Raw genomic sequence first — 14,181 nt, forward strand, 5'->3', positions numbered from 1 at the left:
GGCTCCCCCGCCGCCCCGCGCCGCAGCCGTTGCGCCGCATCCGGCACCGGCCCCGCGCGCCGCGCCGCCGCCGCCACGGCCGGCTGTGCAGGCGCAACGCGCAGCACCGCCGCCGCCTCGGCCGGCACCGCCGCCAAGGCCCGCAGCAGCAGCAGCAGCACGGGCAGCGCCGGCATGCCCTCCCGGCAAATGCAAACACTGAGGGGATGACACCATGAGCCGGGCAGGTCAGCCTTCATGAGCATCACGGCCACACTCGGATCGCGGACATCAGCGAAACTGATGATCGGTACGATCGTGGGGCTGGTGGTGTTCCACCAGCCGGCGCGGGCGGCCGAACTCGCAGCGCAGGACATCGCGCTGCTCGATCGCCTCACCTGGGGTGTCAGCGCCTCGAGCGCGGCGCATCTGCGCGAGGTCGGCACCGAACGCTGGCTGCAGGAGCAGCTGCATCCGGCCAACACCGCACTGCCGGCCGCCGTCCAGAAGCAGATCGAGGCGATGCCGGACGTGCATCGCTTCCCGTTCGACATTGCCGCCTCGTTCGACCAGCAGGGCAAATCCGCCAACCAGGTTGCCGATCCGGAGCAGAAGAAGGCGGCGCAACAGGTCTATCAGCAGGCCATGAACGACCGCGCCAGGCAGGCCGCGGCCCGCACCATCCTGCACGCGCTCTATGCGCCGGATCAGTTGCGCGAACGCCTGACATGGTTCTGGTTCAACCACTTCAATGTCCACCAGTACAAGGCCAACATCCGCGTGCTGGTCGGCGACTACGAGGATCGCGCGATCCGCGCCAATGCGCTCGGCAAATTCCGCAACCTGCTGTCGGCGACGCTGCATCATCCCGTGATGCTGCGTTACCTCGACAATGCCGATAACGCGGCCGGTCATCTCAACGAGAACTACGCCCGCGAGATCATGGAGCTGCACACCATGGGCGTCGGCTCCGGCTACACCCAGGCCGATGTCGAGGCGCTGGCGCGGATCCTCACCGGCGTCGGCATTGACTTCAAGTCGGAGGACCCGAAGCTGAAGCCCGAGCAGCAATCCCAGCTGGTCCGCGAGGGCGCGTTCGAGTTCAATCCGGCGCGCCACGATTTCGGCGACAAGACCTTCCTCGGCCATCAGATCAAGGGCCGTGGTCTTGCCGAGGTCGATGAGGCTCTCGACATCCTCTGTCATCATCCCGCGACCGCCACGCACGTCGCAAAGCAGCTTGCGACCTATTTCGTGTCGGACAATCCGCCGGCCGCACTGGTGCAGCAGATGGCGCAGACCTTCCAGAAGACCGACGGCGATATCGCGGCCGTGATGTCGACGCTGGTTCATGCGCCGGAGTTTGCCGCGAGCCTGAAGGGCGGCGCCAAGTTCAAGGACCCGATGCTCTACGTGATGTCGTCGGTGCGGCTCGCCTACGACAGCAAGGTCGTCCTCAACACGCTGCCGATCCAGGGCTGGCTCAACCGCCTGTCCGAGGGCCTGTTCAATCACGAGACGCCCGACGGCTATTCGATGCTGTCGGCGGCCTGGAACGGCCCCGGGCAGATGATGCTGCGTTTCGAGATCGCGCGCGCGATCGGCTCGGGATCGGCCGGGCTGTTCAAGCCGAACGAGCCCAACGCCGTCGACCAGCCGGCGTTTCCGCTGGTCATGAACGGGCTCTATTTCAGCAACATCAGGCAGACGCTGAGCCCGACCACGCTCGCCGCGCTCGATCAGGCCGTCTCGCCGCAGGACTGGAATACGCTGTTTCTGTCGTCACCCGAGTTCATGCACTGAAAGGGAGGTTCGCCAATGAACCGCCGTGAACTGCTCAAGGCCTTCGCCGCTTCCGCCTCGCTCACCCTGGCCGGCCGGGTCTGGGCCGCACCCGCGACCGACGCGCGGCTGCTCGTCGTGTTTCTGCGCGGTGCCTACGACGCCGCCAACGTGGTGGTGCCGGTCGGCAGCGAGTTCTACTACGCCTCGCGCCCGACGCTTGCGGTCGCGCGGCCCGACGCTGGCAATCCGAATGCGGCGCTGGCGCTCGACGCCGGATGGGGGCTGCATCCGGCATTGCGCGATTCGATCTATCCGCTGTGGGCCAAGCGCGAGATCGCGTTCGTCCCGTTCGCCGGCACCAGCGACGATCTCTCGCGCAGCCATTTCGAGACCCAGGACACGATCGAGCTCGGGCAGGCAGTCGGCGGCAGCCGCGACTACCGATCCGGCTTCATGAGTCGGCTCGCGACCGAGTTGACGCGGGTGAAGCCGATCTCCTTCACCGACCAATTGCCGCTGATCTTCCGCGGCCAGAACCAGATCCCGAACATCGGCATCGCCAGCGTCAGCAAGCCGGGTGTCGACGATCGGCAGGCGCGGCTGATCCGGGAGATGTATGCCAAGGGCGATCTCGCCAATTCGGTGTCGGAAGGTTTTCGGGTCCGCGACGACGTCTACAAGTCGGTCTCCGAGGAGATGATGGCGGCCAACCGCGGCGCCGTGTCGCCGCGCGGCTTCGAACTGTCGGCGCGGCGGATCGGTCGCCTGATGCGCGAGCAGTTCAACCTCGGCTTCGTCGACGTCGGCGGCTGGGACACCCACGTCAACCAGGGCGCGGCGACCGGCTATCTCGCCGACCGCCTCGGCGAACTCGGCAGGGGCCTCGCCGGCTTCTCCGAGGAGATCGGCCCTGCGATGTGGCGCGACACCGTCGTGGTCGTGATCTCCGAATTCGGCCGCACCTTCCGCGAGAATGGCGACCGCGGCACCGATCACGGCCATGGCAGCGTGTACTGGGTGATGGGCGGCGGCATCAATGGCGGACGCATGGCCGGCGAGCAGGTCCAGGTCGCACAGGCGACGCTGTTCCAGAACCGCGATTTCCCGGTTCTGACCGACTACAAGGCGTTCTTCGCCGGTCTGATCCAGCACGTCTACGGCCTGCAGCAGGCGAGCCTCGAACGCATCTTCACCGGCATCAAGCCGAAGGACCTGAACCTGGTTTGAAGGGGCGCTGCCGAAATATCGAAAACAACCCCATGCAAAGTAGCTGGTCGCCAGCATTCGGCACGGCGACTTGACACGTCGGGCAACTCAGCGGTATTCTTCTATTATTCAGAAATAATGCAATGGCGGCCACCTGGCCGTCGAGCAGGTTCATCGCTGTGCTAGCCGTGCGATGGCATTTGAGGGGAGCTTGAACGCGGACCTTCGAAGATAGGCGGCGCCGGCACGCCGCGCTGAAACGCAAGAAGGTCGAGCGACGGTGGTTCCTTGCCGGTCAGGATCGATACGCAAGCGTGGGCCTGGCCTCGATGGTGCGTCTGATGATTGAACAGATGCTGTAGGATGTCGGCGAGCCGCTGTTCCTGCGGTTGCTCGCTCGTCGTTCTGTAGGCGTGAACGCGATTCAGCTCCGCTTCCCCATAAGCCGAGACGACCGTCACGAGCCGCTCGTCCTCCTCAAAGCGAGCGCGGGCAAGGTCATGCCGGTCATCAAAGATGATGGCATTGAGACGGTCAGGATGTTCGCCTTCGCCTGTCAGTCGACGAAGCCACAGTCGATCGGTGAGGAGCAGGTGGTTGAGCGTCCCATGTAGGCTGCCGAAGAACACACCTGTCGGCCGCCTGTACGCGTCCTCGGGAAGCGCCAGCGCCGCAGCGTAAATGCGGGCGTTCGCCCACCGATTGTAGGCCGCGAACTGGTCAAAGATAGCTTTGGTCATGGGCACCTCCACAGGCGACCATAGTGGCTTCGCGCACGCCCATGCGTGAGATATATTCACGCTTCGCGTCGGAGCTTCAGCGATATGGACCTACCTTCGACAAGGAACTTGCAGGCCCTGGCAGCCCTGAAGAGAGCATCCTCCCTCAGCGCCGCAGCAGCGACGCTCGGAGTGACCCGTTCGGCGCTGTCGCACCGGATCGCAGAACTGGAGCGACAACTCGGTGTCGTTCTCGTCCGCCAGTCTGGCCGCTGTGCCGTGCTCACGGACGACGCGCAGTCCCTCCTGATGGTGTTGGGCAACGCTCTCGACCGTATCGAGGCGGCGGTGGCGCCGCTTCGTCGGCGGCGGGGACAGTTGCGCATCAGCACCGTGGCGACCTTCGCGTCGCTTTGGCTGATCCCCCGTCTTGCGGACTGGCAGCAGCAGCATCCCAACATCGAGCTGGCAATTTCCACCACGACACGGGTGCTCGATCTTGCAGCAGAAGATATTGATTGCGCCATCCGCCATGGTCTTGGGGATTGGCACGACCTGTCAGCCACTCTGTTGTTCCACGAAACGCTTGTGCCAGTCGCCCGTCCGGATCTGGCCGACCTTTCTGTTGCAAGCACGGTCATCAGGGCGCGATCCCGCTTCTCGGACTGGACACGCTGGTGGCGTGCTACATGCAAAACGGGGGAGCCGCCGATCCGAAGCGTCGTCGTTGAGACCCGCGCCCAAGCGATGGATGCGGCTCTGGCCGGCGCTGGGGTCGCGATGATGGACGAGGCCTATGCCCGACCCCATATCGCAGCAGGCCGACTTCGCCTGCACGGCCGAGCCACAGAACTTCCCGAAGGCTATTTCCTTGTGACGACACAAGAGGAGAAGCCACGGTCCGCGGCGGTCAGGCAGCTAGCAGCCTGGCTTGAGCATCAAGTCGCCTAAGTATGGCAACCAAGTCGTCGCCCATGGCCGATAGGAGGCGGTCCCCACCCGGAGTCGCCTCTTGCTCCGATGAAGCCGGGCTCGGAAGCGTCCGCCCTGGTCTCAAGCCGGATGCGGAACGACCCGCAGCGGCAGCGCGATCCCGAGCCGGTCGAGCATGCGCTGGAAGTCGCCTGCCGTGTAGCGGTCGTTCTCGGTGACCAACCCAAGGACCTGCCCTTGCCCTTCGACAGCCACCGGCCCAATTGCACCAAGGGCGCTGTCCAGCGGGTCAAGCAGAGGCCGTCCCTCGACGGAGCGCTCGAGGAAACTGCGGAGCCAGGGCAGATGTGTGCTCGATAGCGTCATCGCACCGATGTCTGCGTGTTGTGCGTCGAGCTCTGAGATAAACGCATCGACCTTCTGCTGGACGCCGGTTTGGTCAAACAGGAAGGCGCCGCTTTCGACCAGGTCGACGAGCGGCGAGGCGTTGACGAAGAGAACGCGCCGTACCTGATCGCCGGTCTCGGTCGCGGCGAAGGCGCGCATCTCCGCGCTCTCGACCAGCGACTTCACGCCGAGAACAGCGACGTTTCCGTTCGCCTGCGCGAGTGCCTCCTTCACCGGCGGACGTACCCCGAACACCGGCACGGAAACCATGTCCTCGAGATCGTCGAGGACGGTGATCGAAGGGGCATTGGATGCGACGAGGATGGCGGCGGGATCGAAGCGAAGCAGGAAATCAAAGGTTCGCCGCATCGTGTCGAGCAGCTCCTGCCGGCTCTTGCTGCCATAGGGAAAGCTCGCACGATCTGCGAAATAGACGAGGTCCTGGCGAGGAAGCGCACGCTGCAAGGCGGCCACGGCTGCATAGCTGCCAATGCCGGCGTCGAACACGGCAACGGGCTTGGTCAAGGCAGGAAAGTCGAGCATTTGATCGGTCATTAGCTCTGATATGGCGCCGGCTACGCCTTCGCCGCCAAATCCGCGATCGCCTTCATCACGGCGTTGCGGATGCCGGGGTCGTAGAGGATGTGGCCCGCGCCATCGATGATGCGGACCTCGCTGCCCGGCCAGCGCGCGGCGAGCGCGTGCGAGGTGGCGGGCGGGCACAGCAGATCGTAGCGGCCCTGCACCAGGATGCCGGGAATGCCGGCGAGCTTATTGGCCTCGTCCATCAGTTGGCGAGGCCGCATGAAGCAATTGTTGGCGAAGTAGTGCGCCTCCATGAACGGCGTCGAGGGCAGGGCGCCTGATGCCTTGAGATCGAGCCGGGTCTGCTTCGGCGTGTGCTCCGACAGCGTGCGTTCGGTGTCGTGCCAGGCCCGCGCGGCCGGTCCATGCACGGCGGCGTCGGGATCGAGGATGCGGCGGTAATAAGCCGCAAGCGGTGCGGCACGCTCGTTCTCGGGCAGGAAGTTGAGAAAATCCTCGGAGAGGCCGGGATAGAAGCGCGGCAACGCGCGCAGGAACACGTCTTCCAGCTCTTCGCTGGTGCCGAGAAACGTCGCGCGCAGCACCAGCCCGCTGACCCTGTCAGGGTGGGCTTGCGCATAGGCTAAGGCCAGCGTCGCGCCCCAGGAGCCGCCGACTACCATCCAGCGCGCGAAGCCGAAACGCTCGCGGATCTTCTCCATGTCGGCGATCAGATGCTGCGTCGTGTTGTTGTCGCGACTGCCCTTCGGCCGACTGCGGCCGCAACCGCGCTGGTCGAACAGCACGGCGTGAAAGCGCTCGGGATCGAACAGCCGGCGATGATCGGGCTGGCAGCCGCTGCCCGGGCCGCCGTGCAGATAGACCGCGGGAATGCCGTCCTCGCACCCAACGCTCTCGACATGGAGCTCGTGGCCATCGCCGACAGCGAGCCATTCCGATGTCAGCGGAGCAAAGGGATCGGCGCGCCTCGCGGCCTTGCCGGCATCGGCGTCAGGCGCCATTGATTTTTTCCTGGGGAGCTTCGGTCTCCAGCGTGCCACCGGCGAAGTTGCGGTAGAGGAAACGGTTCTGCGTGCCGGCGGATTCCTGCTCGGCCTGCTTGAAGATCTCCTCATGCCGCGGCGACAGCGCGCAGGCCGGGTCGGTGTTGCCGGCATCGCCGGTCAGCGCAAAGGCCTGGCACCGGCACCCGCCGAAATCGTCCTCGCGGAATTCGCAGGACTTGCACGGCTCCGGCATCCAGCCGGTGCCGCGATAACGGTTGAAGGCCTCCGAGTTCTGCCAGATCCAGGCGATCGAATGGTTCGAGCGCACCGACTCGAATTCCAGCCCGGTGATGCTTTCGGCGGCGTGGCACGGCAGCACCTTGCCGGCCGGCGAGATGTTGAAGAACTGGCGGCCCCAGCCGCCCATGCATTTCTTCGGACGCAGCGCGTAGTAATCCGGCACCACGTAGTCGATCGCGAGCGTGCCCTTCAGGCGCACTTGCGCTTCCTCGACGATCCGGCTGGTCTCCTCGATCTGTTCGATCGTCGGCATCAGCGCGGCGCGGTTCTTCAGCGCCCAGCCGTAATACTGCACGTTGGCGACTTCGAGCCGGTCCGCGTCGAGGTCGACCGCCATCTGGATGATGTCGGACAGCTGATGCAGGTTCTGCCGGTGCATCACCGCATTCACCGTGAGCGGCATGTCAAGCTCGCGGGTCCATCTCGCGACTTCGAGCTTCTTGCGATGCGCGTCCTTCAGGCCCGCAACGCGATCGGCAACCATGGGTTCATTGCCCTGGAAGCTGATCTGCACATGGCTGAGGCCGGCATCGGCCAGCGCCGACAGCTTGTCCTTGGTCAGCAGCACCGCCGAGGTGATCAGGTTGGAATACAGCCCGACATCGGTCGCGTGCTGCACCAGTTCGACGATGTCCTTGCGCGCGGTCGGCTCACCGCCGGAGAAATGAACTTGCAGCACCCCGAGCTCGGCAAGCTCGCTCAGCACCTTCTTCCATTCCTCGGTGGTGAGCTCGGTCGAGCCGCGGTCGAGCTCGACCGGGTTCGAGCAATACGGACATTGCAGCGGGCAGCGGTGGGTGATCTCGAGCAGCACCGCGAGCGGGATGCCGTAGGTCTCGGCCGCCGAGCGCGTCTGCTCGAGCACCGCGAGCCCGTCGGTCGTGCCGGCTGTCGTCGTCTTGTTGCCGGCGAGCGTGTCACTCATGCTGTGCTCTCGCGCGCTTCAGTGAGAAAGCCCTTGTCGGCCAGATCCTGCAGCATCGCGATCACGTCGGTCGCGATCGCATCGCGCGGCGCGGCGTATTTTTCGGCGAGCTGGTCCACCATCTCGGCGACGCTGCGCACGCCGTCGCAGAGTTGTAGCACCTCGACCGCGATTTCGTCCGGCGCCAGCACGCGCTCCGGCGCCAGGATCACCCACACCTGCCGCGTCTCGTCGAATTTCAGCTTGGTGTGGCGCGGCAGTTTCGGCCGGCTGGTCTCGCTGACGCTGATGTTGCGGCTGGCCATGTTACGTCTCTAGCTGGTTTTCGGCACGAAGGCGCCGGGCGGGATCTGGCCATCGACGTAGGCGTGATACAGCGCGTCGAGCTGCACCCACAGCACATTGGTCTTGAAGATCAGCGCGTTGCAGACCGCCTCGCGTTCGGCGGGCGTCTTGGCGTGCTGCTTGACGTAGTCGAGCGCAAAGCCGGCGTCGCGCGGCGCCTGGGTCAGTCGGCGGCTGAAATAGCTCATGATGTCGGGATTGACGAAGTCGTAGTGCTTCAACATCCCCGAGATGCGCTCCTCGTGCAGGTTCGGCGCGAACAATTCGGTGAGCGAGGAGGCAATCGCTTCCAGCGGCGTGCGGTCGCGGCAGAAATGCACATAGGCTTCCACGGCAAAGCGCGTCGCCGGCAGGATGCCTTCGGTGGACTCGACATAGGCCGTGTCGAGGCCGAGGCCTTCGGTCAGCTTCAGCCAGCGCTCGATGCCGCCCTCGTTGCCGAGATCGCCGTCGTGATCCTCGATGCGGTGGCGCCATTCGATCCGTGTGTTGCGGTCGCGGAAGCGCGAGATCACCATCGCGTCCTTCAGCGGGATCGTGCTCTGGTAGTAATAGCGGTTCAGCGCCCAGGCCTGAACCTGGCCCTTGTTGAGCTTGCCGCCGTGCAGCAGGCGGTGGAACGGATGCAGGCTGTGATAGCGCGTCGCGCCGATCGTGCGCAGCACGGATTCCATCGCCTCGGCACTGTCGAGCGTAATGCCCTTGCCGATCGAGAGCGCGGTCATTCCAGAGGTAGGCACGGCATTCACAGCACGATCTCCGTTCCGTCGGAGGGAATCTGCCAGCCCGCCTGTTCGGCCGCCTTGCGTTCGGCCGAGGTCCCAAGCAGCGCCGGGTTGGAGTTGTTGATATGCAAAAACACTTTTAGTCCGATGTCGAGCCCGGCGAGGCTTGCGATCGCGCCCTGATCGCCCGACATCGCGATATGTCCCATGCCCTGGCCGGTCTTGTTGCCAAGCCCCGCTGCGATCAGTTCGTCGTCGCGCCACACCGTGCCGTCGAAGAACACCAGCGGCGCGCCCTTGAGCCGCAATTTCAGGTCGTCGGTCACCCGGGCGCAGGCGGCCAGGAAATAGAAGTATTTGCCGCTGCGCCTGTCCGCAATACGCAGGCCGAGCGTATCGCCGACGCCGTCGGCGCCCGCCGGGTGCGCCTTGCCCTCGAGATACCAGGCGCCCTTGCCGGGAACCTCGAACGGCAGCACCTCGAGACCGGACGGCGATCCGTCGGGCAGGGCCGGCTCAAAGGCCTGGTCGACCGCGATCGGCCGGCGGGCGACGTTCTTCTCGCTCAGCACGTTGAAGATGCTGTTCGCGCGCAGGATCGCCAGCACCCGCTCATGGGCGTAGATCGCAAACGGCGAGCCCTCGCGCATCGACAGCAGTCCGGCGACGGCATCGATCTCGCCATTGGTGAGGATGACACCGGCGATCGGGCTGTGGCGCAACGCGCCTTGCTTCGGATGCAGCTGCGGCGTCGCGATCAGCTGTTGGCGCAGATCCGGGGAAGCGTTGACCAGGAACCAGTGCGCGCCATCGCCGCTGACGGCGATCGAGGCTTGCGTGCTCTGCAATTCGGGATGGTCGCTTCGCGCCGTCCTGCAGACGGCACAGCCGCAGTTCCACTGCGGAACGCCGCCACCCGCCGCGGCACCCAGGACGACGACACGAAGCATGATCCGTCCCCTGGAGACGTTTAACTCGGACCCATCAACTCGGCCCAATAACCTGGACCCAGAAACGTTACGAGGTGGACCCCGGCTTGGAACACACCCCCATGCTCGGGAGCGCGTTACGCCCGGATGTCCACCTGCGCTAAAACGCTAAACGTGTATAGGGCGCTGCCGCTTACTTGCGGGTGGCGCACATATACATGTTGATTTCCATGCCGACCGACACTTCGACGATCTTCGGTGCTTTCCAGGCCATTAGGCTCTCCTTGTTGCAACCGGACGAACTTTCCGCCCTACAGTTAAACTACTGCGGTTCGAAAAGTTCGCCACTTAAATTTTTCGCAAGCTGCCCTGCGGAAGCGCATGCTGCACTGCGGGAAGAAAATCCGGCCCACTCACAAATTTGTGCGCGCATTTCCGGTCAAAACCCGGTGGCATCAGACCTTTTTACTGTTGTTCGCCACACGGTGAATGGTGATCTTGGACTAAGAGAGGGGGCCACGCGATCCTCCGAAGGTCCTGATGACGATTCTGTGCTTCCCGGTGACGGGACGCGACTAACCGAGCCGAGTTCTGCCGATGCCACGCTATTTCTTCAATACCCGTATCGGCGACGAGCTGATCTCCGACCCCGACGGCGAAATCCTGCGCGACCCGGATCGCGCGTGGGAGATGGCGCGGGCGATGATTCGCGAACTGCTGAAGACCGAGGGGGCCGACGGCGCGTTGCTCAGCGCCGTGATCGAGGTGACCGACGACGAGGGCGAGATCGTGCTGGAGTTTCCATTCACCGAGGCGATTCTCGATCGCCCGGATCACTCGATCACAAGGCACTGAGAGACACCGGGACGGAGGCACACCGACACGGTCGCGTGGCCACAACCATGCGTTGGCCGATGCCGGCATGTTTCCGATTGCAATTGTCCGGACAAATTCGCAAGACTATGAGCGGAAAGCCTGATAGCGCCGGTCGACCTCAATGGCGCAATGAACAAACGGCTTCCACCCAGGGGAGATCATCATGAAAAAACACTCATTCGCTCCGCGCAGCCTGCTGCTCGCGGGGGCCATGCTGGGAGCGTTCACGCTCTCCGCTGCGGCGCAACAGCCCGCGGCCGCGCCGGCCGCAGGTGCCGCACCGGCCGCCCAGCCGCTGCCGCCGGGCTCGCCCATGATCGGGCGTCCGGACAATGAAGCCGCCGCCAAGCTTGCACCCGTCGTGGGCCCGCCGATTCCGGCCGCGCCCGACAAGCTGCCGCTCGCCAAGCTCAAGGTGCCAGCCGGCTTCAATATCGAGGTCTATGCTGCCGGCATGGCCAATGCGCGTTCACTGGCGCTCGGCGACAAGGGTACCGTGTTCGTCGGCAGCCGGCTCGTCGACAAGGTCTATGCGATCGTCAACAAGGACGGCAAACGCTCGGTCAAGGTGATCGCCTCCGGCCTCTACCGCCCGAACGGCGTCGCCTTCAAGGACGGCACGCTCTACATCGCCGAGCTGTCGAAGGTCTCCAAGATCGACAAGATCGAGGACAATCTGGACAACCCGCCGAAGCCGACCGTCATCTACGACAAGCTGCCGAAGGACGAGGCGCATGGCTGGAAGTTCATCGCCATCGGTCCCGACAACAAGCTCTATGTCCCGGTCGGCCAGCCCGGCAACAATGTGCTGCATGACGCCGACCACGGTCAGATCCGCCGCATGAATCTCGACGGCTCCGGCGCCGAGGTCTACGCGCTCGGCGTGCGCAACTCGGTCGGCTTCGACTGGAATCCCGAGACCAAGCAGATGTACTTCACCGACAACGGCCGTGACTGGCTGTCGGAGACGGTGCCGGAGGACGAGCTCAACCGCGTCACCAAGGCGGGCGAGGATTTCGGTGCGCCGTTCTGCTACCAGGGCAACATCATCGACCAGGAGCTCGGCTGGGGTAAGTCTTGCAAGGACTACACCGCGCCGGTGGGCCTGATGGGTCCGCATACCGCCTCGCTCGGCATGCGCTTCTACACCGGAAGCCAGTTCCCGAAGACCTACAAGAACGCGATCTTCGTCGCGCGTCACGGCTCCTGGAACAAGTCGCAGAAGCAGGGCGGTGACGTCGTCGTCGTCAAGCTGAACAAGGATGGCACCGTGAAGTCGATGGAGCCGTTCCTGACCGGCTTCCTCGAGGACAACAAGTATGTCGGCCGCCCGGTCGACGTGATGCTGCTGAAGGATGGCTCGCTGCTGGTCTCCGACGACTGGAACGGCGCGGTCTATCGCATCAGCTACGGCAAGCCGAAGGTCGCCAACCAGTAAGCTGAAGTCAGCGATCGGGGGCAGCGTCTGCTGCCCCCGATTTTCTTTTGAACTGCATGCAAGGATGGACCGATGCGTAAGCTCGCAATCGCCGCGGCGCTGGCCGCTCTCAGCTTCTCCGCAAACGCCGAGACCATCCAGGAGCGCACCGTCGCGTGCTTTGCCTGCCATGGCGAGCATGGCACGTCGGAAACCGAGAACACGCCTTCGCTCGGCGGCCAGCAGGCGCCCTATGCGCTGATCCAGCTCTTCATGTTTCGCGAGAAACTGCGGGTATTCGACCCGATGAACGAGATGGCGAAACCGATGACCGACGACGATCTGCGCACCTTCTCGGATTTCATCGCCACCTTGCCGAAGCCTGCGCCGCCCGCGGAGGCCGGCGATCCGGCACGGATGGCGCGCGGCCAGGCGCTGGTGCAGCAGAACCGCTGCAACACCTGCCACAACACCGATTTTTCGGGCAAGGACAACGTCCCTCGCATCGCCAACCAGCGCGAGGATTATCTCGCCAAGACGCTGGCCGAATACAAGGACAACAGCCGCCACGGCTACGACGCCACCATGGCGGACGTGATGCAGACGGTCACCAAGGAGCAGATCGGCGACCTTGCCTATTACATCGCCCATTTCCGCTGACCGGTTAGGCGGGGGCCGCTGGCCATGTCCTTCGTGCGGCGCTAAAACGCGTCCGTCATACGGAGTAGCACATGCAGGATCTTTGGCGTCTGTCGGCGGCTGAACTCGCCTCCCTTATCAAATCCAAGAAGGTATCGGCGAAGGAGGCGGCCGAGGCCGGGCTCGCCCGGCTCGACGCGGTCAACCCCAAGATCAACGCGGTGGTCGATCACCGGCCGGACGACGTGCTGGCACAGGCAGCCTCGATCGATACGGCAATTGCACGCGGTGAGGCGGTCGGGCCGCTGGCCGGCGTGCCAATCACGATCAAGGTCAATGTCGACCAGGAGGGCTACGCCACCACCAACGGGCTGAAGGCGCAGCGCGACCTCATCGCCAAGATCGACAATCCGGTCGTCGCCAACCTGCGCAAGGCCGGCGCGGTGCTGCTCGGCCGCACCAATTGTCCGGCGGTCTCCTACCGCTGGTTCACCACCAATCTCATTCACGGCGACACCAAGAACCCGCGCGATCCCGGCATCACGCCGGGCGGCTCGTCGGGCGGCGCGGGCTCCGCGGTCGCGGCCGGCATCGGCCACATTGCGCATGGCACCGATATCGCGGGCTCGGTCCGCTATCCGGCCTATGCCTGCGGCGTGCATGGCCTGCGGCCGAGCATGGGCCGCATCCCCGCCTTCAACGCGGCGTTGCCGGAGCGCCCGATCGGCCCGCAGATCAGCGCGGTGTCGGGCCCGCTGGCGCGCACCGTCAACGATCTGCGCATTTCGCTCGCGGCGATGTCGGCACCCGACTATCGCGATCCCTGGTATGCGCCGGTGCCGCTCGAGGGACCGCCGCGCGAGAAGCGCGTTGCGATGTGTCTCAATCCCGATGGCCTCAACCCGGTGCCGGAAGTGGTCGCCGCGGTGGCCGATGCCGGCAGGCGCTTGCGCGACGCCGGCTGGATCGTCGAGGAGATCGCCGACACGCCGTCGTTGCGCGAGGCGGCCGAGATCCAGACCCGGCTGTGGCTCGGCGACGGCTACGAGGCCCAGCTTGCGTTCGCGGAGCGCGAGGGCGATCCCGGCGCGCTGGCCTGCCTGCGCGGCGTCCGCTCAAAAGTGCACCCGTTCGACCTGTCGCAGGCGCTGACCCGCCGCGCGACCTTGACCCGCGAATGGTTTGCCTTCCTCGACAAATATCCGGTGCTGCTGATGCCGGTCTCGGGCGAGCTGCCGTTCCCCGATCATCTCGACCGCAAGGACGAGGCGTCGTTCGCGCGGGTGTGGCACGCGCAGCTGCCGCAGATCGCGATCCCGTTCATGGGGCTTCCCGGGCTTGTCGTCTCCACGGGGCTCGTCGGGCGGATTCCGGTCGGCGTGCAGCTGGTGGCCGGCCGCTACCGCGAGGATCTCTGCCTTGCCGCGGGCGAGGCGGTGGAAGCCGGCGGCACGCCGTCGTCGCCGATCGATCCGGTGATTTAA

15 protein-coding genes are annotated in these 14,181 nt (G+C 65.0%); 7 read left to right on the forward strand and 8 right to left on the reverse strand.

The features are described from left to right. Positions 1 to 237: 237 nt before the first annotated feature. Both BraRD5C2_RS31725 and BraRD5C2_RS31730 read left to right on the forward strand, forming a co-directional pair. A complete protein-coding gene (locus tag BraRD5C2_RS31725) occupies positions 238 to 1,782 on the forward strand; it encodes a DUF1800 domain-containing protein (protein ID WP_374708070.1) in 1,545 nt (514 codons plus the stop codon). Between the two features lie 15 nt (positions 1,783 to 1,797). Further along, positions 1,798 to 2,991 carry a DUF1501 domain-containing protein gene (locus tag BraRD5C2_RS31730; RefSeq protein ID WP_223975240.1) on the forward strand — a complete coding sequence of 398 codons (1,194 nt, stop codon included), beginning with the start codon at positions 1,798 to 1,800 and terminating at the stop codon, positions 2,989 to 2,991. 161 nt (positions 2,992 to 3,152) lie between these two features. Here BraRD5C2_RS31730 and BraRD5C2_RS31735 read toward each other — a convergent pair whose 3' ends face one another. Then, positions 3,153 to 3,710: a DinB family protein gene (locus BraRD5C2_RS31735; protein ID WP_223975241.1), complete on the reverse strand. Its 558-nt coding sequence runs from the start codon at positions 3,708 to 3,710 to the stop codon at positions 3,153 to 3,155. Positions 3,711 to 3,818: 108 nt separating this feature from the next. On the opposite strand from BraRD5C2_RS31735, the gene BraRD5C2_RS31740 reads away from it, so the two are divergent. Next, complete coding sequence (locus BraRD5C2_RS31740; RefSeq protein WP_249788373.1) at positions 3,819 to 4,640, forward strand: LysR substrate-binding domain-containing protein; 822 nt, start codon at positions 3,819 to 3,821, stop codon at positions 4,638 to 4,640. A gap of 102 nt (positions 4,641 to 4,742) precedes the next feature. Here the strand turns inward: BraRD5C2_RS31740 and BraRD5C2_RS31745 are convergent, their stop codons facing one another. From BraRD5C2_RS31745 to pqqA, 7 genes are all read right to left on the reverse strand, one after another. Then, positions 4,743 to 5,564, reverse strand: a complete 822-nt coding sequence (locus BraRD5C2_RS31745; protein ID WP_223975243.1) for a glutamate racemase — start codon at positions 5,562 to 5,564, stop codon at positions 4,743 to 4,745. 20 nt (positions 5,565 to 5,584) lie between these two features. Then, positions 5,585 to 6,556 carry a prolyl aminopeptidase gene (gene pip, locus BraRD5C2_RS31750; RefSeq protein ID WP_223975244.1) on the reverse strand — a complete coding sequence of 324 codons (972 nt, stop codon included), beginning with the start codon at positions 6,554 to 6,556 and terminating at the stop codon, positions 5,585 to 5,587. After that, a complete protein-coding gene (pqqE, locus tag BraRD5C2_RS31755) occupies positions 6,546 to 7,766 on the reverse strand; it encodes a pyrroloquinoline quinone biosynthesis protein PqqE (protein WP_223975245.1) in 1,221 nt (406 codons plus the stop codon). Before pqqE ends, pip begins: the two co-directional genes overlap by 11 nt. Next, positions 7,763 to 8,071 (reverse strand): pyrroloquinoline quinone biosynthesis peptide chaperone PqqD, encoded by a 309-nt coding sequence (pqqD, locus tag BraRD5C2_RS31760; RefSeq protein ID WP_223975246.1) that lies wholly within the window; start codon positions 8,069 to 8,071, stop codon positions 7,763 to 7,765. Before pqqD ends, pqqE begins: the two co-directional genes overlap by 4 nt. A gap of 9 nt (positions 8,072 to 8,080) precedes the next feature. Continuing rightward, on the reverse strand, positions 8,081 to 8,836 hold the full coding sequence (gene pqqC / locus BraRD5C2_RS31765; protein WP_374708074.1) for a pyrroloquinoline-quinone synthase PqqC: 756 nt from the start codon (positions 8,834 to 8,836) through the stop codon (positions 8,081 to 8,083). A gap of 20 nt (positions 8,837 to 8,856) precedes the next feature. Continuing rightward, a complete protein-coding gene (gene pqqB / locus BraRD5C2_RS31770; protein ID WP_223975250.1) occupies positions 8,857 to 9,786 on the reverse strand; it encodes a pyrroloquinoline quinone biosynthesis protein PqqB in 930 nt (309 codons plus the stop codon). Between the two features lie 172 nt (positions 9,787 to 9,958). Further along, the gene (gene pqqA, locus BraRD5C2_RS31775; RefSeq protein WP_035635412.1) at positions 9,959 to 10,039 is read right to left on the reverse strand and encodes a pyrroloquinoline quinone precursor peptide PqqA; all 81 of its coding nucleotides are present in this window, start codon (positions 10,037 to 10,039) and stop codon (positions 9,959 to 9,961) included. Between the two features lie 323 nt (positions 10,040 to 10,362). Here pqqA and BraRD5C2_RS31780 point away from each other — a divergent pair, with 323 nt between their 5' ends. From BraRD5C2_RS31780 to BraRD5C2_RS31795, 4 genes are all read left to right on the forward strand, one after another. After that, positions 10,363 to 10,620 (forward strand): DUF6894 family protein, encoded by a 258-nt coding sequence (locus BraRD5C2_RS31780; protein WP_223975252.1) that lies wholly within the window; start codon positions 10,363 to 10,365, stop codon positions 10,618 to 10,620. Between the two features lie 184 nt (positions 10,621 to 10,804). Continuing rightward, positions 10,805 to 12,079, forward strand: coding sequence for a PQQ-dependent sugar dehydrogenase (locus tag BraRD5C2_RS31785; RefSeq protein WP_223975253.1), 1,275 nt, complete (start codon positions 10,805 to 10,807; stop codon positions 12,077 to 12,079). A gap of 72 nt (positions 12,080 to 12,151) precedes the next feature. Next, positions 12,152 to 12,718 carry a c-type cytochrome gene (locus BraRD5C2_RS31790; protein WP_223975254.1) on the forward strand — a complete coding sequence of 189 codons (567 nt, stop codon included), beginning with the start codon at positions 12,152 to 12,154 and terminating at the stop codon, positions 12,716 to 12,718. 71 nt (positions 12,719 to 12,789) lie between these two features. After that, a complete protein-coding gene (locus BraRD5C2_RS31795) occupies positions 12,790 to 14,181 on the forward strand; it encodes an amidase family protein (RefSeq protein ID WP_223975255.1) in 1,392 nt (463 codons plus the stop codon).

It is taken from the genome of Bradyrhizobium sp. RD5-C2 (assembly GCF_019972155.1).
Lineage (GTDB): Bacteria > Pseudomonadota > Alphaproteobacteria > Rhizobiales > Xanthobacteraceae > Bradyrhizobium.

Bases quoted from the DNA above. Each gene is read 5' to 3' on its own strand.
- pqqC (WP_374708074.1), bottom strand. From the start codon at position 8,836: ATGACCGCGCTCTCGATCGGCAAGGGCATTACGCTCGACAGTGCCGAG.
- pqqA (WP_035635412.1), bottom strand. From the start codon at position 10,039: ATGGCCTGGAAAGCACCGAAGATCGTCGAAGTGTCGGTCGGCATGGAA.
- BraRD5C2_RS31730 (WP_223975240.1), top strand. From the start codon at position 1,798: ATGAACCGCCGTGAACTGCTCAAGGCCTTCGCCGCTTCCGCCTCGCTC.
- pip (WP_223975244.1), bottom strand. From the start codon at position 6,556: ATGGCGCCTGACGCCGATGCCGGCAAGGCCGCGAGGCGCGCCGATCCC.
- pqqB (WP_223975250.1), bottom strand. From the start codon at position 9,786: ATGCTTCGTGTCGTCGTCCTGGGTGCCGCGGCGGGTGGCGGCGTTCCG.
- BraRD5C2_RS31795 (WP_223975255.1), top strand. From the start codon at position 12,790: ATGCAGGATCTTTGGCGTCTGTCGGCGGCTGAACTCGCCTCCCTTATC.
- BraRD5C2_RS31780 (WP_223975252.1), top strand. From the start codon at position 10,363: ATGCCACGCTATTTCTTCAATACCCGTATCGGCGACGAGCTGATCTCC.
- BraRD5C2_RS31790 (WP_223975254.1), top strand. From the start codon at position 12,152: ATGCGTAAGCTCGCAATCGCCGCGGCGCTGGCCGCTCTCAGCTTCTCC.
- BraRD5C2_RS31725 (WP_374708070.1), top strand. From the start codon at position 238: ATGAGCATCACGGCCACACTCGGATCGCGGACATCAGCGAAACTGATG.
- BraRD5C2_RS31745 (WP_223975243.1), bottom strand. From the start codon at position 5,564: ATGACCGATCAAATGCTCGACTTTCCTGCCTTGACCAAGCCCGTTGCC.
- pqqD (WP_223975246.1), bottom strand. From the start codon at position 8,071: ATGGCCAGCCGCAACATCAGCGTCAGCGAGACCAGCCGGCCGAAACTG.
- pqqE (WP_223975245.1), bottom strand. From the start codon at position 7,766: ATGAGTGACACGCTCGCCGGCAACAAGACGACGACAGCCGGCACGACC.
- BraRD5C2_RS31785 (WP_223975253.1), top strand. From the start codon at position 10,805: ATGAAAAAACACTCATTCGCTCCGCGCAGCCTGCTGCTCGCGGGGGCC.
- BraRD5C2_RS31735 (WP_223975241.1), bottom strand. From the start codon at position 3,710: ATGACCAAAGCTATCTTTGACCAGTTCGCGGCCTACAATCGGTGGGCG.